The 20483-nt window shown below is 75.4% G+C and carries 23 protein-coding genes; 10 read left to right on the top strand and 13 right to left on the bottom strand.

Annotation, left to right across the window (positions count from 1 at the left end; genetic code table 11):
• The first annotated feature begins 73 nt into the window (after nt 1-73).
• The 5 genes from ACT7CP_RS01560 (at nt 74) to ACT7CP_RS01580 (ending at nt 5579) form a co-directional block, all read left to right on the top strand.
• Nucleotides 74-874, top strand: a complete 801-nt coding sequence (locus ACT7CP_RS01560; RefSeq protein WP_445443097.1) for an NAD-dependent epimerase/dehydratase family protein — start codon at nt 74-76, stop codon at nt 872-874.
• 165 nt (nt 875-1039) lie between these two features.
• Nucleotides 1040-2020 (top strand): phosphate/phosphite/phosphonate ABC transporter substrate-binding protein, encoded by a 981-nt coding sequence (phnD, locus tag ACT7CP_RS01565; RefSeq protein WP_445443098.1) that lies wholly within the window; start codon nt 1040-1042, stop codon nt 2018-2020.
• A 21-nt stretch (nt 2021-2041) separates the two neighbouring features.
• A complete protein-coding gene (phnC, locus tag ACT7CP_RS01570) occupies nt 2042-2941 on the top strand; it encodes a phosphonate ABC transporter ATP-binding protein (protein WP_445443099.1) in 900 nt (299 codons plus the stop codon).
• Nucleotides 2938-4686: a phosphonate ABC transporter, permease protein PhnE gene (phnE, locus tag ACT7CP_RS01575; RefSeq protein WP_445443100.1), complete on the top strand. Its 1749-nt coding sequence runs from the start codon at nt 2938-2940 to the stop codon at nt 4684-4686. The genes phnC and phnE overlap by 4 nt, the downstream gene beginning before the upstream one ends.
• Nucleotides 4683-5579, top strand: a complete 897-nt coding sequence (locus tag ACT7CP_RS01580; protein WP_445443101.1) for an oxidoreductase — start codon at nt 4683-4685, stop codon at nt 5577-5579. Before phnE ends, ACT7CP_RS01580 begins: the two co-directional genes overlap by 4 nt.
• A gap of 19 nt (nt 5580-5598) precedes the next feature.
• On the opposite strand, the gene ACT7CP_RS01585 is transcribed toward ACT7CP_RS01580, so the two are convergent.
• On the bottom strand, nt 5599-5955 hold the full coding sequence (locus tag ACT7CP_RS01585; RefSeq protein ID WP_445443102.1) for a hypothetical protein: 357 nt from the start codon (nt 5953-5955) through the stop codon (nt 5599-5601).
• Between the two features lie 387 nt (nt 5956-6342).
• On the opposite strand from ACT7CP_RS01585, the gene ACT7CP_RS01590 reads away from it, so the two are divergent.
• Nucleotides 6343-6609, top strand: a complete 267-nt coding sequence (locus ACT7CP_RS01590; RefSeq protein ID WP_413962145.1) for a hypothetical protein — start codon at nt 6343-6345, stop codon at nt 6607-6609.
• A 64-nt stretch (nt 6610-6673) separates the two neighbouring features.
• Here ACT7CP_RS01590 and ACT7CP_RS01595 read toward each other — a convergent pair whose 3' ends face one another.
• The 11 genes from ACT7CP_RS01595 to phnG form a co-directional block, all read right to left on the bottom strand.
• Nucleotides 6674-6979 (bottom strand): DUF7882 family protein, encoded by a 306-nt coding sequence (locus ACT7CP_RS01595; protein WP_413962146.1) that lies wholly within the window; start codon nt 6977-6979, stop codon nt 6674-6676.
• Nucleotides 6980-7168: 189 nt separating this feature from the next.
• Entirely contained in the window at nt 7169-7786 is a 618-nt protein-coding gene (locus tag ACT7CP_RS01600; RefSeq protein ID WP_445443103.1) for a DapH/DapD/GlmU-related protein, read from the bottom strand.
• Nucleotides 7783-8427 carry a phosphonate metabolism protein/1,5-bisphosphokinase (PRPP-forming) PhnN gene (gene phnN, locus ACT7CP_RS01605; protein ID WP_445443104.1) on the bottom strand — a complete coding sequence of 215 codons (645 nt, stop codon included), beginning with the start codon at nt 8425-8427 and terminating at the stop codon, nt 7783-7785. Before phnN ends, ACT7CP_RS01600 begins: the two co-directional genes overlap by 4 nt.
• Before the next feature lie 8 nt (nt 8428-8435).
• Nucleotides 8436-9617, bottom strand: a complete 1182-nt coding sequence (locus tag ACT7CP_RS01610) for an alpha-D-ribose 1-methylphosphonate 5-triphosphate diphosphatase (protein ID WP_413962149.1) — start codon at nt 9615-9617, stop codon at nt 8436-8438.
• On the bottom strand, nt 9614-10390 hold the full coding sequence (locus ACT7CP_RS01615) for a DUF1045 domain-containing protein (protein WP_445443105.1): 777 nt from the start codon (nt 10388-10390) through the stop codon (nt 9614-9616). The genes ACT7CP_RS01610 and ACT7CP_RS01615 overlap by 4 nt, the downstream gene beginning before the upstream one ends.
• Nucleotides 10387-11133 (bottom strand): phosphonate C-P lyase system protein PhnL, encoded by a 747-nt coding sequence (gene phnL / locus ACT7CP_RS01620; protein ID WP_445443106.1) that lies wholly within the window; start codon nt 11131-11133, stop codon nt 10387-10389. Before phnL ends, ACT7CP_RS01615 begins: the two co-directional genes overlap by 4 nt.
• An 8-nt stretch (nt 11134-11141) precedes the next feature.
• Nucleotides 11142-11921, bottom strand: coding sequence for a phosphonate C-P lyase system protein PhnK (gene phnK / locus ACT7CP_RS01625; protein ID WP_414758910.1), 780 nt, complete (start codon nt 11919-11921; stop codon nt 11142-11144).
• Nucleotides 11918-12796 carry an alpha-D-ribose 1-methylphosphonate 5-phosphate C-P-lyase PhnJ gene (locus ACT7CP_RS01630; RefSeq protein ID WP_445443107.1) on the bottom strand — a complete coding sequence of 293 codons (879 nt, stop codon included), beginning with the start codon at nt 12794-12796 and terminating at the stop codon, nt 11918-11920. The genes phnK and ACT7CP_RS01630 overlap by 4 nt, the downstream gene beginning before the upstream one ends.
• Nucleotides 12793-13953 carry a carbon-phosphorus lyase complex subunit gene (locus ACT7CP_RS01635; RefSeq protein WP_445443108.1) on the bottom strand — a complete coding sequence of 387 codons (1161 nt, stop codon included), beginning with the start codon at nt 13951-13953 and terminating at the stop codon, nt 12793-12795. The genes ACT7CP_RS01630 and ACT7CP_RS01635 overlap by 4 nt, the downstream gene beginning before the upstream one ends.
• Before the next feature lies 1 nt (nt 13954).
• Nucleotides 13955-14587 (bottom strand): phosphonate C-P lyase system protein PhnH, encoded by a 633-nt coding sequence (gene phnH, locus ACT7CP_RS01640; protein ID WP_413962155.1) that lies wholly within the window; start codon nt 14585-14587, stop codon nt 13955-13957.
• A complete protein-coding gene (gene phnG / locus ACT7CP_RS01645) occupies nt 14584-15075 on the bottom strand; it encodes a phosphonate C-P lyase system protein PhnG (RefSeq protein WP_445443109.1) in 492 nt (163 codons plus the stop codon). Before phnG ends, phnH begins: the two co-directional genes overlap by 4 nt.
• Nucleotides 15076-15240: 165 nt before the next feature.
• Here phnG and phnF point away from each other — a divergent pair, with 165 nt between their 5' ends.
• Entirely contained in the window at nt 15241-15990 is a 750-nt protein-coding gene (phnF, locus tag ACT7CP_RS01650) for a phosphonate metabolism transcriptional regulator PhnF (protein ID WP_413962157.1), read from the top strand.
• Here phnF and ACT7CP_RS01655 read toward each other — a convergent pair.
• The gene (locus tag ACT7CP_RS01655; protein ID WP_413962158.1) at nt 15976-16350 is read right to left on the bottom strand and encodes a metalloregulator ArsR/SmtB family transcription factor; all 375 of its coding nucleotides are present in this window, start codon (nt 16348-16350) and stop codon (nt 15976-15978) included. The genes phnF and ACT7CP_RS01655 overlap by 15 nt on opposite strands.
• 85 nt (nt 16351-16435) lie before the next feature.
• Between ACT7CP_RS01655 and ACT7CP_RS01660 the strand changes: the two genes are divergently transcribed.
• From ACT7CP_RS01660 to ACT7CP_RS01670, 3 genes are read left to right on the top strand one after another with little or no spacing between them, the layout of a single operon-like run.
• Nucleotides 16436-17818: an FAD-dependent oxidoreductase gene (locus ACT7CP_RS01660; protein WP_445443110.1), complete on the top strand. Its 1383-nt coding sequence runs from the start codon at nt 16436-16438 to the stop codon at nt 17816-17818.
• Nucleotides 17819-17836: 18 nt separating this feature from the next.
• Nucleotides 17837-19108, top strand: coding sequence for an MFS transporter (locus ACT7CP_RS01665; protein ID WP_445443111.1), 1272 nt, complete (start codon nt 17837-17839; stop codon nt 19106-19108).
• A gap of 4 nt (nt 19109-19112) precedes the next feature.
• Complete coding sequence (locus tag ACT7CP_RS01670) at nt 19113-20390, top strand: MFS transporter (RefSeq protein ID WP_445443112.1); 1278 nt, start codon at nt 19113-19115, stop codon at nt 20388-20390.
• The last annotated feature ends 93 nt before the right edge of the window (nt 20391-20483 follow it).

The following is a 20483-nucleotide window of genomic DNA, read 5'->3' on the forward strand; positions in this document are numbered from 1 at the left end:
CGGCGGGCCGCCCCTCGCCCAGGATGGGAGGACGGCCGCGCGGGCCGGCGCTTCGACGACGAGGGGATCCGACATGGGCACGATCACGATCACGGGAGGGTCCGGGCGGATCGCGACGAGCATCCGCCCGCTGCTGCTGGCCGCTGGGCACGAGCTGCGGCTGCTGGACGTGGTGGAGCCGCCGACGCCGCTCGCCGCGGGGGAGACCGCCGCCATCGTCGACACCACGGACGTCGACGCGTGCACGGAGGCGTTCCTCGGATCCGACCTGGTCGTGCACCTCGCGGCGCACGCGTCGGAGCGCTCGTGGGAGGCGATCCAGTCGGTGAACAACGACAGCTCGCACGCCGTGCACGAGGCGGTCGTGCGGGCGGGTGTGCCGCGGATCCTCGCGGCCAGCTCCGTCCACGCGGTCGGCTTCCTGCCCGCCGCCGAGGCCGCGCGCGAGGACGTCCCCGCCGCCCGGCCCGACACCTTCTATGGCCTCAGCAAGGTGCTGCTCGAGGGGCTCGGCAGCCTCTACGCCGACCGGCACGGGCACGTCGTGGTGAGCGTGCGGATCATGACGGCGGAGCCCGAGCCGTCGCAGGCCCGCAGCGTCTCGACCTGGCTCTCGGCGGGTGACGCCGCCCGGCTCGTGGAGGCCGTGCTCCGCCTCGACGAGCCCGGCCACCGGATCGTGTGGGGCGTCTCCCGCAACACCCGCCGCTGGGTCTCGCTCGCGGCGGGCGAGGCGATCGGGTTCCACCCCGAGGACGACGCCGAGGTCTTCGCGCACCGCTTCCCGGAGCTCGGCGAGGACACGTCGCCGCCCGCGGGCGTGCTGCTCGGCTCGATCTTCACGGTGGTCGAGCTGGGCTCCGACATGGGCTGACCGCGGCGCCCGGTCGCCGCCCGGAGGCCGAGATGTCTGCTCTTCCATACAAGTTCACAGCCACGCCATCTGGACGGCACGGCGCTTCCATCGCGCCTTCCTACCTTCGAGATCGACCCGCGGATCCCCACACCGCTCGCGGGTACCGACTCGAGAGGCACACCCATGTCCCCGTCCCCCCGCACCCGCATCGGAGGCCTCGCGGCCTCCGTGCTCATCACCGCCCTCGCGCTCACCGGCTGCTCCGCCGGCGCGTCCGACTCCGCCTCCGGATCCGGTGACGCCGCCGCGAGCGAGGGCACCTGGGCCAAGGCCGAGGGCACCCTCGTCTTCGGTGCCACGCCCGACCAGGCCGGGTCCGACTCCAACAACCGCCCGCTCGAGGACTACATCGCCAAGGAGACCGGCCTCAAGGTCGAGTACTACCCGACGGCCGACTACACGGCCCTCATCGCGGCGGCCGTCGCCGGCAAGATCGACATGATGAGCTCGGGCGCCCTGCAGTACGTCATGGCCACGAACAAGGGCGCCGAGCTCGAGCCCGTCGCCGCGACGCTCACCTCCGAGGACGTGACCGACCCCGGCTACTACTCCGAGGCGATCGTCCCGACGGGCTCGGACATCACCGACCTCGCGGGCGCGAAGGGCAAGACGGTCTGCTTCGTCGACCCGAACTCGACCTCCGGCTTCCTCTTCGGCCTGTACGCGCTGGAGAAGGCCGGGCTCGACGTCGAGAGCTCAGGCGCCGACGCCAACGGCAACCCGATGTTCGCGGACTTCACCCCCTACTTCGCGGGCGCGCACGACAAGTCGGCGCAGGCCGTGGCCTCCGGCCAGTGCGACGTGGGCTTCGCGGAGGACTCCATCGCCGAGGCCGCCGCGGACGCGGGCGAGGTGACGGTGATCGGCAAGGAGTACGTGCCCGGCGGCCCGCTGTCCATCTCCACCGCGCTGCCGGCCGAGACCAAGGAGAAGCTCACCGCGGTCCTGCAGGGCGCGTCGCTCGAGGCCATCCAGGCGTCCGGTGTGGAGCTCACCGAGGGCTTCACCGAGGGCTACTTCGGCGCGCAGGCCGAGGACGCGGAGTACTACTCCGGCATCGCGGACCTGTGCGAGGCCATCCCCGCCGCCAAGTGCGCGAAGTGACCCGGACGGACTGATCCGACCATGACCAGCACGACGACCTCCCCGCTCGTCTCCGTCGCGGGGCTCACCAAGTCCTTCGGCACCACGAGGGCGCTCCACGACGTCGACCTGACCGTCGAGCGCGGGGAGGTCGTCGTGCTGCTCGGCCTGTCCGGCTCGGGCAAGTCGACCCTCCTCCGCCACCTCGACGGCCTGGAGATGCCGAGCGCGGGCACCGTCCGCGTCTTCGACCAGGACGTCGCGTCCCTCGGCCAGCAGGGGCTCCGCGCCCTCCGCGGCCGGGTCGCGATGATCTTCCAGCAGTTCGAGCTCGTGCCGTCGCTGACGGTGCTCGAGAACGTGCTCACCGGCGCGCTCGGCCGCCTCCGCGGCCCGCGCCTCGGGATCTGGACCTACCCCCGCGCCGCGCGCACCGAGGCGCTCGGCCACCTCGACCGCGTGGGCCTGCTCGAGAAGGCCTACGAGCGGGCCGACCGGCTCTCGGGCGGCCAGCAGCAGCGGGTCGCCATCGCGCGCGCCCTCATGCAGCGGCCCGAGATCCTGCTCGCCGACGAGCCCGTCGCGAGCCTCGACCCGGAGTCGAGCGAGCAGGTGATGCGCCTGATCCGCGAGATCGCCGCGGACGACGGGCTCACCGTGGTCTGCAGCCTGCATCAGGTCGACCTCGCGCTCGGCTGGGGCGACCGCATCGTCGGGCTCCGCCACGGCGAGGTCGTGCTCGACACCCCCACGCGCGGCATCGGCAAGGCCGAGGTGATGGAGATCTACGGGCGGGTGGCATCGACGACGTCCGCGCTCGCGGCCATCGCGACCGAGCTCGGCGGCACGGTGCCCCTCGAGGAGGCGGCGCCCGTGGGCGCCCTCGGCGCGCTCGGGCGGCTCGGCACCGCCGGTCCGTCCGCCCCGGACGGCTCCCGGTGACCGCGGTCGCCGAGCGCCCGGGCGCCGCGCCTCCCGGCGTCCGCCCGGACGTCGAGGAGCGCGCACCGCGCCGGCCGCCGGAGCGGCAGAGGGCGCTCGCGCTGGTGGTCGTCCTCGCGATGGTGGCCTTCGCCGTCCACGCGCTGACGACGCTCGAGTTCTCCTGGTCGGACATCGCCCGCAGCACCGAGAACGCCGCGAAGGTGTTCTCGCGCATGGACCCGATCAGCTTCCCGGCGCCCGCCGACCTCGTCTACCTCATCGGGCTGACGCTCGGGATCGTCGTGCTCGGCACGCTCTTCGCGGCCGTCGTCTCCATCCCGGTCGCGTACGCGTCGGCCAGGAACACCACGCCGGCGCCGTGGCTGCGCTGGCTCGGCCGCACGATCGGGGTAGTCACCCGCGCGATCCCCGACGTCGTGCTGGCGCTGGCGTTCGCGCTCGCCTTCACGCTCGGGAGCCCGCTGCCCGGCATCCTCGCCATCGGGATCCACTCCATCGGCATGATCTCGAAGCTCTTCGCCGACGCCATCGAGCAGGTCGACGAGGGCCCCCAGCGGGCGATCCGCACCACGGGCGGCACGCGCGCGCAGGAGTTCTGGTCGGGCGTCTTCCCGCAGGTGCTGCCGTCGTGGATCGCCACGGTGCTGCACCGCTTCGACATCAACCTCCGCGGCTCCGCGATCCTCGGCTACGCCGGCGTGGGCGGGCTCGGCTACGCGATGAAGGTCGCGTTCGGCCAGTTCCCCACCGGGTACGGCCGCGGGCTCGGCATCGCGATCGTGATCTTCCTGCTGTGCGTGCTCGTGGAGATCGTGTCGTCCTCGATCCGCCGCAGCGTGCTCGGCGTCCGACCCGCCGGGCGCGGGATGGGCGACCGGATCGTGCGGCGCCTCACCCGCGGACGCCCGGCGCCCGACCGGTCCGCGGACCCCGCCGTCGCGCGCGCCGTGACCATCGACTCGATGCAGCGACGGCCGTGGACGCCCGACCGGGTGCGCACCGCGATGTGGTCGACGCTCGCCGTGCTGGTCGTCGTCGGCGGCTACCTCGCGGCCGACATCGACCTCGACCAGATCTCGTGGGAGTACGTCGGTCCCACGTTCCAGAGCTTCTGGCCGCCGAGCACCGGCTCGCACTCGCTCGGCGAGTTCGCGGAGGCGCTGCTGGTCACGATCCAGGTGGCGTTCGCCGCGGCGCTGCTGTCGGTCGTGCTGGCGCTCGTCGTCGGATCCCTCGCCGCGCGGAACGTCGCGCCGAGCCCGGGCGTGCGGAACGCCTCGCGCGTCGTGCTCGTCGTGTTCCGCGGGGTGCCCGAGCTGGTGCTCGCGATCCTCCTGATCATGATCACCGGGCTCGGCAACCAGGCCGGCGTGGTCGCGCTGGCGTTCGGCGGCGTCGGGCTCCTCGGCAAGCTCATCGCCGACTCCTTCGAGGAGGTGGACGCGGGACCCGAGCGGGCGCTCACGGCCATCGGCGCGACCCGCGGGCAGCGCTTCCTCTCGGCCACCTGGCCGCAGGGGCTGCCGTCGCTCGTCGGCAACTCGCTGTACCTCGTCGACACGAACATCCGTGCCGCCACGATCCTCGGCATCGTCGGCGGGAGCGGGATCGGGTTCCACCTGACGAACGCGTCCTCCGTGATGACGCTGCACGGGCAGGTCACGACGCTCGTGGCGATGGTGTTCGTGAGCGTGCTGGCCGTGGAGGGGCTCGCGGCCTGGCTGCGGCGCGTGTTCCGGTGACGCGGGAGGCCCCGCCCCGCGTGGCCGTCGTCGGCCCGGGAGCGATCGGCACCTCCGTCGCGGCGGCGCTGCACGAGGCCGGGGTGCCGGTCCTCCTCTGCGGGCGGACGCCGCGCGACCGGCTCGTGCTGGTCGCCGACGACGCGACCGTCGTCGTCCCCGGACCCGTGCGCACCGACCCGGCGGCCGTCACGGGCCCGGTGGACCTCGTGCTCCTCGCCGTGAAGGCGACCCAGGTCGAGGCGGCGGCGCCGTGGCTCGCCGCGCTGTGCGACGCGGACACCGTCGTCTGCGTGCTGCAGAACGGCGTCGAGCAGGTGGCGTCCGTCGCGCCGCACGTGCCGGGGTCCCCGGTGGTGCCCGCGGTGGTGTGGTTCCCGGCGGAGGCGCGGGCCGACGGATCGGTCCTCCTCCGCGGCGCCCCGCACCTCACGCTGCCGGACGTGCCGGCGTCCCGGGTCGTCGTCGCGGCGCTCGCGGGCGGACGGTGCGCGGTCGAGCTGGTGGCGGACCTCCCCACGGTCGCCTGGCGGAAGCTCGTGCAGAACGCGGTCGCGGGGATCATGGCCCTCACCGGGCGGCGGTCCGGCGCCTTCCGGCGCGACGACGTCGCCGAGCTCGCCCGGGCCTACGCGCGGGAGTGCCTGGAGGTGGCGCGCGCCGAGGGCGCCGACCTCGGCGACGACGTGGCGGACGCGATCGTCGACGCCTTCCGCGCGGCTCCCGCCGACCTGGGCACCTCGATCCTCGCCGACCGCGAGGCCGGTCGGCCGCTCGAGTGGGAGGCGCGCAACGGCGTGGTCCTCCGCCGCGGCGCGGCGCACGGGCTGCCCCTGCCCATCAGCCGCGTGATCGTGCCGCTGCTGGCCGCGACGAGCGACGGTCCCGGCTGATCCCCTTCGCCGGGGGGCGTCAGCGCTCCGGCGTGCCGTCCGCGGGGTAGGCGAGCTGGAAGGCGACGCCGTCGACGGATCCAGTCCACACCATCTCCTCGCCGCAGCGCCGGAGCGGCTCGTCCAGGACGTCCGTCTCGTCGACGAGCCCTAGGTGCACGATCCACGACTCGACGATCTCCCGACGGTCCTCCTCGGGATGGGCCGCGGCCGTGGCGGCGAAGTGCGCGCCACTCCAGGGGTCGGCCAGGTGCCAGGACAGGGGGAGCAGCCCCCGCTCGGCGCCGGCGGCGTTCCACACGGCGTCGAATGCGCTCTCCACCGCCGCGTGGAACTCCGGCGCCGCCTCCGCTCGGCCCAGTCGGAGCATCGTCATGTCGTCCCCCTCGCATCGTGCGTCTCGTGGCGCGGCCGCTCGGCCCCGCGCGCATCCGCCGGCGCGTCGTCCGGGCTGCGGGGAGCCGCCCCCGCCCGCGGCAGGGGACGCGAGCCGACGCCGTCCCGACACCGTCCATGCTGAGGCACGCGGCGCATCCCGTCGCGGGGGTTGACGTCGGTCCCACCCGCGCCTACGGGGCGGCGGACCCCCGCCCGGGGGTGCATGACCACCCGCGACCGCATTCCTTTCGCGTTCACGAGACGGCGCGATCTCCCGGCCGGGACGGCTTAGCCTCACCCAGGAGGTCGAACGCCCGGACCACACGGGCGGCCTCCTCTGGCGGTGCGGATGCGCCCCGCACGACGTGACAAGGAGAAGGGCCCCATGCACTCCACCGAGCTCCTGATCGACGGGCAGTCGTTCCTGCTCTCCGCGGACGAGGACCTGGACGCGCTCCGGGCGCGGATCTCCGACGCGGTCGCGCGCGGAGCGGGCTTCGTCGACTTCACCACCGTGCGCGGCGAGGGGGTCTCGGTGCTCATCAGCGGGCGGTCGTCCGTGCTGATCACCGTGCAGCAGCACCGCGACGACGAGCCGACGGCGGGCCTGTCCGCCATGATGACCGACCCCGACCTCTACAGCTTCGTCTGACGCCCGCGCCGCGGCATCCGGCAACCGAGCGCGCGGCGCCCGCGGCGTCGCGGGCGGCACCGGCTCACGCCGAGCGGTCGGGCTCCGCGACGAGGTGGAGGCCCGCGGCGGTGTTCGCGGTGTGCATCAGCGCCTCGACCCACTCGAAGTTGATCGCCGGGGGTCGGCCGCCGGCGTAGACGAACTCCAGCGGGATCTCCGGGGCGATCCAGATCGTGCGGCGGCCGTCGCCCTCGGCGGCCGGGTTCTTCCAGGAGAACGCGAACGACTCCTTGCGCCGGAGCTTGTTCGTGATGACGATCTGCAGGTGCGCGAGCGCGCGGTCATCCAGCTGGGTGCGGCTCTTCGAGTCGTAGACGAGGTGGCCCACGTGCGGTCCCTTCCCGGGCTTCGACCCCGGGGCGGGTCCCCGAGGGAGGCGCCCCGCACGGTGCGCGATCCGTGCAGCGGGCCCGCACGCGGAGGCGCGGGACGGTCCGCGGATCGTCTCCGAGGGCGTGACGCGAGCCTAGGGACTCATAAGCGTTGGGCACAAATCATTGATGCCCATGTGCTTCCGTCAGCCCTCGTACCGCTCCAGGAACGCCTCGGTCGGCAGGGCCCGGAAGTCGTCGAGGCGGGCGCGGAGGGTCGCGTGGTCCCAGTCCCACCAGGCGAGCCTCTGCAGCCGCGCGGCGATCTCGGGCGGCTGGCGGAAGCGGATCACCGTGGCGGGGACGCCCGCGACGATCGCGTAGTCGGGGACGTCGCGCGTGACGATGGCGCCCGACGCGACGACCGCGCCGTCGCCGACGCGCACGCCGGGCTTGATCATGGCGCCGTGCCCGATCCAGGTGTCGTGGCCGATGGTCGTGCGGCGGGACCGGCGGTGCTCGAAGAACTCCGCGTCGTCCTCCACGTCGTCCCAGTACATGGTGCTGCGGTACATGAAGTGGTGCAGCGTCGCGCGGTCGAGGGGGTGGTCGGTGGCGCCCATGCGGACCGCGCTGGCGATGTTCGCGAACCGGCCCACGGTCGTGTGCGCGAGGTCGCACAGGCGGTCGCAGTAGCTGTAGTCGCCGATCACGGTGTCGAGCAGGCGCGTGCCCGCGCCGATCTCCGTCCAGCGGCCGACCTCGCTGCCGGTCATCGTGACGTCGGGGCCGATCGCCGGCTGCTCCGAGAGCCTCGCGGTCATGGGGTCTCCGTTCCTCCGCGGGGCGCGGGGTCGAGGGGGTGGGGGTCGTCGGGGGCGGCCGGACGGTCGGGGTCGCTGTCGCGGGCGGCGTCGGGGACGTCGGCGAGGGCCGCGCGGATCACGCGCAGCAGGGCCGCGCCGCCCTCGGCGACCGTGCCGTCGTTGCGCACCTCGTGGTCGGGGACGCGGTCGGGTGCGGGATCCACGCGGGCGAGCCGCCGGGCGATGTCGTCGGCGGGCTCGCGGCCCCGCTCGAGGAGCCGCGCGGCGCGGACCTCCTCGGACACCGTGATCCGCACCACGACCAGCCGCGCGTAGCGCGCCTGGAGGACGTCGAGCATCCCGCGGGAGACGTTCGCGACCACGGCGACGCCCGCCCGCACGGCGTCGTCGGCCGTGGCGGGGATCCCGTACGCGAGCCCGTGCGCGCGCCAGGTCACCGCGAAGGCGCCGCGCGCGGCGGCCGCGGCGAACTCGTCCTCGCCGACGGCGTCGAAGTCCTCGCCGGGGCCGGGCGGCCGGGTGATGGCGCGGCGCGGGAAGAACGCGTCCGGGCCGCTGCCCGCGCGGGCGGCGGCGAGCAGGGCGTCCTTGCCGACGCCGCTCGCGCCGACGACCGCGACGAAGGGGCCGGGGCCCACGGGATCCCTCATGAGACCCGCGCCCCCGCGCGGTACACGGCGCGCACGACGGGGACGGTCCGCCCGCCCGGGTGGCGCTCGCTCGCGGCGATGCCGTGGCGGTGCACGCGCACGAGGTCGGCGCGGGCGCCCACCCGGATCACGCCGCGGTCGTCGAGCCCGACGGCCCGCGCCGGGTTGCCGCTGACGAGCTTCACGCCCGCGGTGAGGGGGAGGATCCCGTCGGCGTCGAGCTGCACGATCGCCTGCAGGGGGCTCGCGGGCACGTAGTCGGAGGACAGGATGTCGAGCAGCCCGAGCCCGAGCAGCTCGGTGGCCGCGACGTTGCCGGACTGGCTGCCGCCGCGCACGATGTTCGGCGCGCCCATGACGATCAGCTGGCCGTGCTCGCGGGCGGCGCGCGCGGCGATCACGGTGGTCGGGAACTCGGAGATGCGCACGCCGAGCGCCGCCGACTCCTCGACGTGCGCGACGGTCGCGTCGTCGTGGGCGGCGAGCGCGACCCCGCGGGCGGTCGCGAGCGCCGCGATGGCCGTGCGGTTGGGCTCCGAGTGCTCCGCGGCGACGGTCCTCAGCTCCTCCATGAGGGCGCCGATCCCGCTCGCCTGCACGCGGCCCTTGCCGACCATGTAGCGCGTGAACGCCTCGACGTCCGCGTACTGGCGCTGGCCGGGCGTGTGGTCCATGAGCGACGCGAGGCGGAGCGACGCGATGTCGTCGAAGGCCTCGAACTCGGCGATCGTGGCGGGCGCCGCGACCTCGCAGCGGAGGTGGATGAAGTGCTCCGCCCGCACCAGCCCCGCGCGTCCCGCGTGCTCGATGGCGTCGGCGAGCGAGCGGGACAGCGTGGTCGCGTCGTCCCGGCCCTCGAGGGTGCCGATGCGGATCGCGTCGAAGACCGTGGTGACGCCGGCGCCGCTCAGCTGGGCGTCGTGGGCGAGGACCGCGGGCACCGGATCCCAGCGCGTGCCGGGGCGGGGCTGGGCGTGCGACTCGAGGTGGTCGGTGTGCAGCTCGACGAGGCCGGGGATCAGGAGGTCGCCGTCGAGGTCGTCGCCCGTGCCGCCGACCTCGCCGGGGGTGCCGGGGGAGACGTCGGCGACGAGGCCGTCGCGGATCAGGACGGAGCCGTGCAGCACCTCGTCGTCGAGGACGATGCGGGCGTTGCGCAGGACGGTCTCGCGGCTCATCGGGTTCCTTCGGGGTCGGGCGCGGGGGCGGCGCCGGGGGCGTGCGGGGTGGGGAGGGCGGGCGGGTCGTGGAGCGGGTGGACCGCGTGCAGGCGGAAGGGGGATCCGGGCGCGTCCTCGATCAGGACGGCGAGCGCGTCGACGGCGACCGGCCGGTCCGTGCCGCCGGCGAACCAGGCAGCGAGGGCGGCCTCGGCGCGGGGGCGCTCGGCGGCGGGGATCCGGTCGGTGAGGGTCAGGTGGAAGCGGAACCCGTCGAGCACGTGCGGGTAGCCCCACGCCGCGAGCAGCTCGCGCTGCCGCGGGGTGAGGGAGGCGGGATCCCGACGGGCCGTCTCCGCGTCCGTCGGGGGAGCGCGGAACACGTCGAAGCGGGTCACGACGTCCTCGGCGAGGGCGTGCAGCTCGGGCACGTGCCGGGTCGGGACGAGCGCCAGGAAGTCGCCGAGCGGGGTGACCCGGAGGCCGGGGACCGTGATCCGGTCCCGCTCGGCAGCGAAGCGCGCGACCGCGGCGTCGAGCTCGTCGAGGCCGCGTCCGTCCGCGAGGCGGAACGGCGGCTTGAGCGTGCCGTGGAAGCCGTAGCGGCGGGAGTCGACCGTGATGGCGTCGACCTCGGCGCGGGTCCAGCCGGTGGGGGCCTCGGGGGCCGGGACCGGGGATCCGTCGACGACGGACCGGCCGAGCCACGCCTCCGCGCGCTCCCGCAGCAGGAGGCCCGCGGGGTCGTCCGAGCCGATCCCGGGGACCGCGTAGACGGCGACCCGGGTCATCGGCCGGCCCCGGCGAGGCCGGGCACGAAGGCCTCGACGTCCACCGTGCGGTCGGCGACCGCGGCGCGCACGTCGGCGTCGTGGAAGATCCCGAGCATGCCGACGCCCGCGGTGCGCTTCTCGGCGATGAGCTCGACGACCACGTCGCGGTTCCGCGCGTCGAGGGACGCGGTCGGCTCGTCGAGGAGGAGCAGCGGCAGTTCCGGCAGGAACCCGCGGGCGACGTTCACGCGCTGCTGCTCGCCGCCCGAGAAGGTGGCCGGCGGCAGCGACCACAGCCGCTCGGGGATGGAGAGGCGCGTGAGCATGCGCGCGGCCCGGTCGCGCGCCTCCTCGGCCGGCACGCCGCGCTCGATGAGCGGCTCGGCCACCACGTCGAGCGTGCCGACGCGGGGGACGCAGCGGAGGAACTGGCTCACGTAGCCCACGGCGTCGCGCCGGGCGGCGAGGACCGCGCGGGGCTGCGCGGTGACGATGTCCACGTCGCCGCCCGGGGCGTGCACCACGATGCGCCCGCGGTCGGCCGCGTAGTTGCCGTACACGAGCTTCAGCACCGTGCTCTTGCCGGCCCCGGAGGCGCCGCCGAGCACGACGCGCTCGCCGCGGCCCACGGTGAAGGAGAGGCCGTCGAGCACGGCGAGCCGCTGGCCGCCCTGCAGGTGCATGGTGAAGGTCTTGCCGACCTCGTCGACGGTGAGGACCGGGGCGGATGCGGTCGTGGTCCCGAGGGGGGTTCCGGTCATGGGGCGGATCATCCTTGCAGGATCGAGGAGACGAGCAGCTGGGTGTAGGCGGCCTGCGGGTCGTCGAGGACCCGGTCGGTGAGGCCCGACTCGATGACGCGGCCGTCCTTCATCACGAGCGTGCGGTGCGAGATGAGGCGGGCGACGGCGAGGTCGTGGGTGACGATGACGACGGCGAGGCCGAGCTCCGCGACGAGGCCGCGGATCAGGTCGAGCAGGCGCGCCTGCACGGAGACGTCGAGGCCGCTGGTCGGCTCGTCCATGAAGACGAGCCGGGGCGAGACGACGAGGTTCCGGGCGATCTGCAGGCGCTGGCGCATGCCGCCGGAGAACGTCGTCGGGTGGTCGTCGATGCGGTCGACGGGGATCTCCACGTGCCGCAGCCACTCGGCCGCCGTCTCGCGGATCCGCCCGTAGTGGCGCCACCCGTTCGTCATGAGCGGCTCGCCGACGTTGCCGCCCGCGCTCACGTGCATGCGCAGGCCGTCGGCGGGATCCTGGTGCACGAAGCCCCACTCGCTCCGCCACAGCCGGCGCACGGCGCTCTCAGAGAGGTCCGCGAGCTCCACGGTCTCGCCGTCGGCCAGCCGGTAGCGGATGCTGCCCTCGCTGAGCGCGAGCCGCTGGGACAGGGTGCCGAGCAGGGTCGACTTGCCGGATCCCGACTCGCCCACGACCGCGAGCACCTCGCCCGGGTACAGGTCGAAGTCGACGTCGCGGCAGCCGTAGCGGTCGCCGTAGCGGTGGGCGGCCCCGCGGACCTCGAGCAGCGGTCGGTCGTCGCTCATGCGCGCGCCTCCTCATCCTGGGTGGGGGCGACGTCGGCGGCGGCCGCCGTGCGCTCGCAGTGGTCGGTGTCGGAGCAGACGAACATGGACGCGCCCCGGTCGTCGGTGATGACCTCGTCGAGGTAGACGCCGGTGGATCCGCAGATGGCGCACGGGTCCTCGAAGGACTGCGGCTCGAACGGGTGGTCCTCGAAGCCGAGGCTCTCCACCTTCGTGAAGGGCGGCACGGCGTAGATGCGCTTCTCGCGGCCGGCGCCGAACAGCTGGAGCGCGGGGCTCATGTGCATCTTCGGGTTGTCGAAGCTCGGGATCGGCGACGGCGCCATGAGGTAGCGGTCGGCGACCATCACCGGGTAGTCGTACGTCTTGGCGACGTGCCCGAAGCGCGCGATGTCCTCGTAGAGCTTCACGTACATGAGGCCGTACTCCTCGAGCGCGTGCAGGCGGCGGGTCTCGGTCTCGCGGGGCTCGAGGAAGCGCAGCGGCTCCGGCATGGGCACCTGGTACACGATGACCTGGCCGTCGGCGAGGGGCGTCTCGGGGATCCGGTGGCGGGTCTGGATCACGGTCGCCTCGTCGGTGCGCGTGGTGGTGGACACCCCGGCGACGGACGCGAAGAACTGCCGGATCGAGACGGCGTTCGTGGTGTCGTCGGCGCCCTGGTCGATGACCTTGAGCACGTCGTCCTCGCCGACGACCGCGGCCGTGACCTGCACGCCGCCGGTGCCCCAGCCGCGCGGCATGGGGACCTCGCGGCTCGCGAACGGCACCTGGAAGCCGGGGATCGCGACGGCCTTGAGGAGCGCGCGGCGGATCATGCGCTTGGTCTGCTCGTCGAGGTAGCCGAGGTTGTAGCCGATGAGGGAGGTGCTCATGCGCGGGCCCCCGCTCCGGCCGGGACGGCCTCGGGCGCGGGCGCAGGCACGGGCGCGTCGACGGGCGTCGCGTCGGGTGCGCCCTCCGGCGACGCGTGCCGCTCCCGGAACTCCCGGGCCAGCCGCCGCACGAGCACGAGCTCGGCCTGGAAGTCGACGTAGTGCGGCAGCTTGAGGTGCTCGACGAATCCCGTCGCCTGCACGTTGTCGCAGTGGCTGACCACGAACTCCTCGTCCTGCGCGGGCGCCGTCACGCGCTCGTCGAACTCCGCGGCCCGGAGCGCGCGATCCACGAGCGCCATCGACATGGCCTTCCGCTCGCTCCGCCCGAAGGCGAGGCCGTAGCCCCGCGTGAACTGGGCGGGCCGGTCGGCGCTGCCCGTGAACTGGTTGACCATCTGGCACTCGGTGACCTCGATCCGCCCGAGCGGCACCGCGAAGCCGAGCTCCGGGGCGTCGAGCTCCACCTCGACCTCGCCCACGCGGATCTCGCCCGCGAAGGGGTGGGTCGTGCCGAACCCGCGCTGCGTCGAGTAGCCGAGGCCGAGGAGGAACCCCTCGTCGCCGCGGGCGAGGGCCTGCAGGCGCTCCGGCCGCGTCATGGGGAAGACGGTGGGCTCGCGCGTGATGTCCGCGGGCTCCTCGTCGTCCTGGCCGGGGTGGGAGTCGGGCTCGATCAGCGCGCTGGCGCCGAGGAGGTCGGCGACGCGCGGCATCGTGGCGCCCGCGTCGGCCTCGCGCGTCGTCACCGGGGCCGCCTCGGCGTCGGAGAAGAGGCGGTGCGTGTAGTCGAAGGTCGCGCCGAGCTGCTGCCCGCCGGGCAGGTCCTTGAAGGTCGCGGAGACGCGGCGCTGGGGCGGGAGCTGGGCGGTGTCCACCGGCAGCGTGTACCCGAAGCGCGGCAGCGTGGTGCGGTACGAGCGCAGCAGCGTGACCGCCTCGAGCACGTCGCCCTGCGCCTGGAGGAGGGCGCGCGCGGCGAGCTCGGGGTCGTGCAGCGAGCCCTCGGTCATCACGCGGGAGACGAGGACGCCGAGCTGGCCGGCGACCTGCCCCGCTTCCAGGCGGGCGGATCCGAGGGCGCCTCGGCCCTCCGCGGCGAGCAGGGCGTGCGCGGCGGCGATCGCCCGCTCCCCGCCCTTGACGGCGACGTACATGTCAGGCCTCCGATCGGGGGTCGGCCGCCGTGAGGCGGGTGGTGCGGGGGAGCGCGGCGACGGATCCGGCGTCGACGAGCAGCAGGTCGACGCCGCGCGGGAAGCGCTCGCCGTTGATCCGCCAGGCGTCGAGGAGGGCGTCGTCGGCCCAGGGGGCATCAGCGTCGGCGTGGCCGTCGATGCCGGGGCCCTCGGCGCGGATCCGGTGGGGGCCGGCGGCGTCGCGCACGTCGAGCAGGACGGTCGCGGAGCGGTGCGGCTCCTCGTCGGTGCCCGCGGCGAGGGTCGCGAGCGGGGGCAGCGACGACGGGTCGGCGAGCACGAAGTCCGCGTCGGCCGCGTCGGCGACGAGCCGGACGCCCGTGTGGAAGGTGAGCCAGGCCGCGGCCTCGGCGTCGGCGGCGCGGCGCGGATCCAGCCAGAGCGCGGACTCCTCGTCGAGCACGGTGAGGGCGACGGCGCCGAGCCCCGCGCCGAGGGCGGCGGGCGCCTCGGCCGGGCCGGTGAGCGGGTAGCCGCGCGTCGGGTGCGCGAGCGCGTCGAGGAGGGCGCGGAACGCGGCCTGGGCCCCGCGCGTCGCGTCGGGGAATCCGGGGGAGGGGATGCCGGGGGCCCGCCCGGTCGCGGCGGTCACGCGTGCTCCCGGGCGACCGTGAAGAAGTCCACCAGGGTGCTGCGGGCCTCGGCGGCGCGGAGGTCGTCCGCCTCCGCCCGGGCGCGTTCGAGCGGTGCGATCACCTCGGCGAGCACGCGGTCGTGCAGGCCGGCGTCGAGGAGCATCCCGTCGAACAGGGCCGCGAGGCGGGCGTGCTCGAGGTCGGATCCGAGGACGTACGAGCTGCCGAGCGCGTCCGCGGCCATCGCGGGCCCGTGCAGGCGGAGGGTGGCGCGCGTGACGGTCGCCTCGCCGAGGTTGAAGCGCGCGCCGCCGGCGTCGACGCGGCCGCGGACCATGACGAGCCCGGCCTCGGGCCCCCGGATGTGCTGCACGTCGGGCTTGGGCTCCCACGCCGTCCACGCGGCGTCGAGCGCGCCCGCGTCGGCGGCGGAGAGGACGCGCATCCAGCGCTGCCGGGCGGCGACGTCCTCCCGTCCGGTCGTGCTGGTCGTGGTCGTCGTCATCGCCGCGATCCCTCCAAGTTGTCTGCTGATCTAGATAACTTGACCCTAGCGGGGCAGGTGGCGGCGGTCCACGCCCGCGCGCGACGAGCCGGTCGCGGGGAGGTGAACAGGAGGGGAACGCGGGGCCGGGTCGTCGCCCATGCGGCCCGATAGCATCGACGGGACATGGCGACGCAGAGCAGATCGACGAGCGGGTACTCCGCCTGGCGGCTCATCGCGGAGGAGCTGCGCGCCGAGATCCTGCAGGGCACGGTCCCGGCTGGCGCGAAGCTGTCGTCGGAGAGCGAGCTCGCCGAGCGCTTCGACGTGCACCGCCACACCGTGCGCCAGGCCGTCGCGGCGCTGGCCGCGGACGGCCTCGTCGTCTCCCGGCGCGGGAGCGGCACGTTCGTCACCGAGCACGACGTGATCGTCCACCGCATCGGGCTCCGCACCCGCCTCACCGACAGCCTCGGGGGCCGCGGCAGCGCGTCCACGGGTGAGCTGCTCGAGTGGGCGGTCGAGGATCCGCCCGCCGACGTCGCCGAGCGCCTCGCCCTCGCCGGCCGCCCCGCCCTCCGCCTCGAGACGCTGCGTCTGGTCGACGGCCGCCCGGTCGTCCGCGGCACGTCGTGGCTCGTCGACGAGCTCGTCCCGGGGATCGTCGAGCACTACGGCCCCGACGGATCCATGACCACGGCCCTCCGCGCCGTCGGCGTCGACGACTACCTGCGCGCGACCACCACCGTCACGGGGCGCCTCGCGTCCGCCGCCGAGTCCGCGGAGCTGCAGCTGCCGTCCGGCGCGGTCGTGCTCGTGGTCCGGGCGCTCAACACGCTGCCCGACGGCACGCCGCTCCTGCTCAACGTGACGCGCTTCGCCGCCGACCGCGTCGAGCTCGACGTGGAGCACAGCAGGGCGTCAGCGGAGGGCTGATCCCCCCGCGGGGCGACCCGTGAGCACGCTCGCCACGGCGTCGAGCGCCCCCGGCACGAGCGCGTACCAGGCCCAGGTGCCGCGCTTCTCGCGGGAGAGGATCCCGGCGTCGACCAGCACGCGGCAGTGGTGCGACACCGTGGGCTGCGACAGGCCGAGCCGCTCCGGCAGGTCGCACGCGCAGACCTCGCCGGCGTCCGCGGCCGCGACCATCGAGACGATGCGGAGGCGCGCGGGATCCGCGATGGCCTTGAGCGCGCCGGACAGCTGCTCGGCGGCGTCCTGGTCGAGCGCCGCGACGCCGAGGGGCGGGCAGCAGGCGGCGACGTCGCGCGCGGGGACGCGGACCGGGGTGCTCATGACCCGATCCTCGCATACATCGACGCCCATCCATATTGACGTGCGTCGATGTAGACGGCAGGCTGGCCCCGACGAAGGAGCAGCCATGACCCCCACCCCCGCCGTCCCGCCCCGGGCCGCCGCCGACCGCCTCGCCGGGCTCCCCGTCGCCGTCATCGGCGCCGGTCCCGTGGGCCTCGCCGCCGCCGCGCACCTCCGGGAGCGCGGGCTGCCCGTCGTCGTCCTCGAGGCCGGATCCGACGTCGGCGCCGCCGTGCGCACCTGGGCCCACGTGCGCATGTTCTCGCCGTGGTCGGCCGTGGTCGACGCCGCCGCCGTGCGGCTGCTCGCGCCGACCGGCTGGATCCTGCCGGCCGGCGCCGCCCCGACCGGCGCCGAGCTCGTCGAGCGCTACCTGGCCCCGCTCGCCGGGACGCCCGAGCTCGCCGCCGTGATCCGGTACGACGCCCGCGTCGAGGCCGTGAGCCGCCAGGGCATGGACCGCTCGCGCTCCGCCGGCCGCGCCGGCGCCCCCCTCCTCCTCCGCGTGCGGACGCCCGGCGGCGTCGAGCACGTCCTCGCCCGGGCCGTGATCGACGCGTCGGGGACCACCGGCACGCCGAACCCGCTGACCGCGGCCGGGCTGGATCCCACGACCGACCTCGGCGACCGGATCACGGGCGGGTTCCCCGACGTGCGCGGCCGCGACCGCGGCCGGTTCGCGGGTCGACGGGTGCTCGTCGTCGGCGCCGGGCACTCGGCGGCGACCGCGGTCATCGCGCTGGCGCGGCTCGCCGAGGAGGCCCCCGGCACGACCGTCGCGTGGCTCGTCCGCACGGCGCGCGCCACCCGGCTCGCGCCCGACGCGGCCGACGAGCTGGTGGGCCGCGGGCAGCTCGGCACGCGGGTCCACCGGCTCGTGGCCGAGGGGCGCGTCGCGCACCTGACGGGCGTCGAGATCGACGACGTGCAGGCGGACGGCGACGGGGTGCGCGTCGTCGGCCGGCGCGGCGGCGAGCCGTTCGCGACGACCGCGGACGTCGTCGTGCCGGCCACGGGATCCCGCCCCGACCTCGCGATGCTCCGGGAGGTGCGGCTCGCGCTCGACGACGTGGTGGAGGCGCCCCGCGCGCTCGCCCCGCTCATCGACCCGCAGCTGCACTCGTGCGGATCCGTCCCGCCGCACGGCGTCGCGGAGCTCGCGCACCCGGAGCCCGGCCTGTTCATCGCCGGGATGAAGTCGTACGGCCGCGCGCCCACCTTCCTGCTGCTCACCGGGTACGAGCAGGTGCGCTCGATCGCCGCCGAGCTCGCGGGCGACCGGGCCGCGGCCCGCGAGGTGCGGCTGGTCCTGCCCGCGACGGGCGTGTGCTCGACGGACGTCCCCGACGACGACGCCGTCCCCTCGCCGCGCGGCCGCGACCTCCTCGCGGTCGGCGCGCCGGCCGGCGGGGCGCCCGGCGCGTCCACCGGCGGGTGCTGCGCGTGACGCGGGGGACGACCGCGGGTGCCTGAGGCCCGCCGCCGCCGGATCCTGCTGGCCGGGCTCTGCGCGTCGCAGGTCATCTCGTGGGGCGTCCTCTACTACGCGTTCCCGGCCGTCAGCGCGACGGTGGCCGCCGACACCGGGTGGTCGCTCGGCGCCGTGACGACCGCCTTCTCCGTGGGCCTCGTGCTCTCGGCGATCGCGGGCGTGCCCGTCGGCCGCCTCCTCGACCGCGTCGGCGCGCGATCCGTGATGACCGCGGGCACGCTCGGCGGCGCGCTCGGCCTCGTCGCGGTGGCGCTCGCGCCCAGCCTGCCCTGGCTCGCGGCCGCGTGGTGCCTCACCGGGATCGCCCAGTCCGCGACGCTGTACCAGGCGGCCTTCACCGTGATCAACCGCACCTCGGGCCCGCACCGGGCCCGCGGCCTCATGGTGCTCACGCTCGCGGCCGGGCTCGCCTCGACCGTCTTCGCGCCCCTCGCCGCGGCGCTCACGGCGGCCGCGGGGTGGCGGACGGCGCTCGTCGTGCTCGCGGGGATCCTCGTGGTGACGGTGACCCCGATCCACCTGCTGCTCGTGCCCGCGCGCTGGCCGGACGCGCCCGCGCCGGTAGCCGGGGCCGTCGCGGCCGGGCGCGTGCGCGACATCGTGCGCTCGGCGCCGTTCGTGCGCGCGCAGGCCGGGATGACGCTCCTCACGCTGGCGCTCTACGCGGCGACCCTGACCCTGGTGCCGCTGCTCCTCGCCCAGGGCTACGACATGACGACCGCGGTGGTCGCCTTCGGGCTGGTCGGCGTCGGGCAGGTGGCGGGCCGGATCGTGTTCGCGGCCCGGAGCTGGAGCCCGCGGGGCGCCGGGCTCGTGGTCGCGGCCACGACGGTCGTCGCGCTGGTCGCCCTCGCGCTCCTCCCGCGACCCTTCCCAGCGCTCGTGGCGGTCGTCCTCCTCGCGGGCGCGGCGCGCGGGGCCCTCACGCTCGTGCAGGCGTCGACCGTGGTCGACCGCTGGGGCACCGAGCGGCTCGGCCAGCTGAGCGGCGTCTTCGCGGTGCCCATCACGGGCGCGACCGCCGTGGCGCCGGCCCTCGGCGCATGGCTGCTCACGAGCGTCGGCGGGACGACCGGCACGCTGCTGCTGGCGGGGCTCGCGGCGGTGGGGCTCGCGGTGACGGCGATCGTGCCGGCGGGGGCGGGGGTCGCCGGTGTCGCGAGTGCTGCCGCGGCGGCCTCCGCGGGTGCCGCGCCGGACGCCGCCCCGACGGCCCGGGCGCCCCTCCGACCCGACGTACGCTGAACCCATGCGGTCCTTCCGACGTGCGGGATCCGCACGCACCCCCGAGCCCGGCGACGGCTCGATGCCCGACACCCGCGGCCCCGCCCGCGCTCCGCGACCCAAGCTCCCGCGCGACGTCCTCGTCCTCGGCGTCATCGCCTTCTTCGTGATGGTGGGCTTCGGCGTGGTCGTCCCCGTGCTGCCCGTGTACGCGCGCAGCTTCGGCGTCGGCAGCTTCGAGATCGGCGCCGTCATCTCGGCGTTCGCGCTCATGCGGCTCGTGATGAGCCCGTTCGTCGCGCGGATCATGGACGCCGTCGGCGAGCGCACGGTGCTCGCGGTGGGCCTCGCGATCGTCGCGCTCTCCTCCGGGCTCGCGGGCCTCGCGCAGGACTACGTGCAGCTCCTGCTCCTCCGCGGCGCGGGCGGCATCGGCTCGGCGATGTTCTCGGTCGCGGCCATGACCCTGCTGCTCGGCTCGACGGATCCGACCCGCCGCGCCCGCGCAATCGGCTTCTACCAGGGCGGCTTCCTCATCGGCGGCATGGCCGGGCCCGCGCTCGGCGCCCTGCTCGCGACCGTCTCGCTCACCGCTCCCTTCTTCTTCTACGCGGCCACGCTCGCCGTCGCGAGCGTCATCGGCCTGCTGCTGCTCTCGAAGCGCACGGGCGAGGTCGCGCCCACGGGCCCGGTCGAGCCGCCGCGCGCGTTCGCCGAGGTCCTCCGCGACACCCGGTACCGCGGCGCGCTCCTCGCGAACCTCGGCAACGGGTGGGCGTCGATGGGCGTCCGCAGCTCGCTGATCCCGCTGCTCGTCGTCGAGGTGATCCGCGCGCCCGCCGCCTCCACCGGCATCGCGTTCGCGTGCGCCGCCGTCGTGCAGGCGCTCGCGCTGGCGCCGGCCGCGCGCTTCGTCGACACGGTCGGCCGCCGCCCCGCGATCATCGGCTCCTTCGCCGTCGCCGGCGTCCTGATGATCGCGATCCCCTTCGCGCCGAACGTCATCGTGCTCACGATCCTGCTCTGCCTGTTCGGCGCCGCCGCCTCGTTCATGGGCACGGCCCCGGCCGCCGCGGTCGGCGACGCGGCGGGCGGCCGCAGCGGCCGTCCCGTCGCCGTCTTCTCGATGGTGTCCGACCTCGGCGCGATCGTCGGCCCGCTCGTCGCCGGGTACCTCGCCGACGCGGTCTCCTTCCCCGTGGCGTTCGCGACGGGCGCCGTGCTGCTGCTCGCCGCATCCGCCTACGCGCTGCTGCGGATGCCCCGCGTCGAGCGCACGGACGCCCCCGCCGCCGCGGTCTGACCCCGGTCGCGCGCGGGCCTCCTCGCGCGCGATCCCGTCCCCGCGCCCCTCCTCCACAGCGGGATCGGTGGCCGCGGAGGTCGTCCCCGGACG

This window comes from Clavibacter rahimiani, assembly GCF_052654495.1.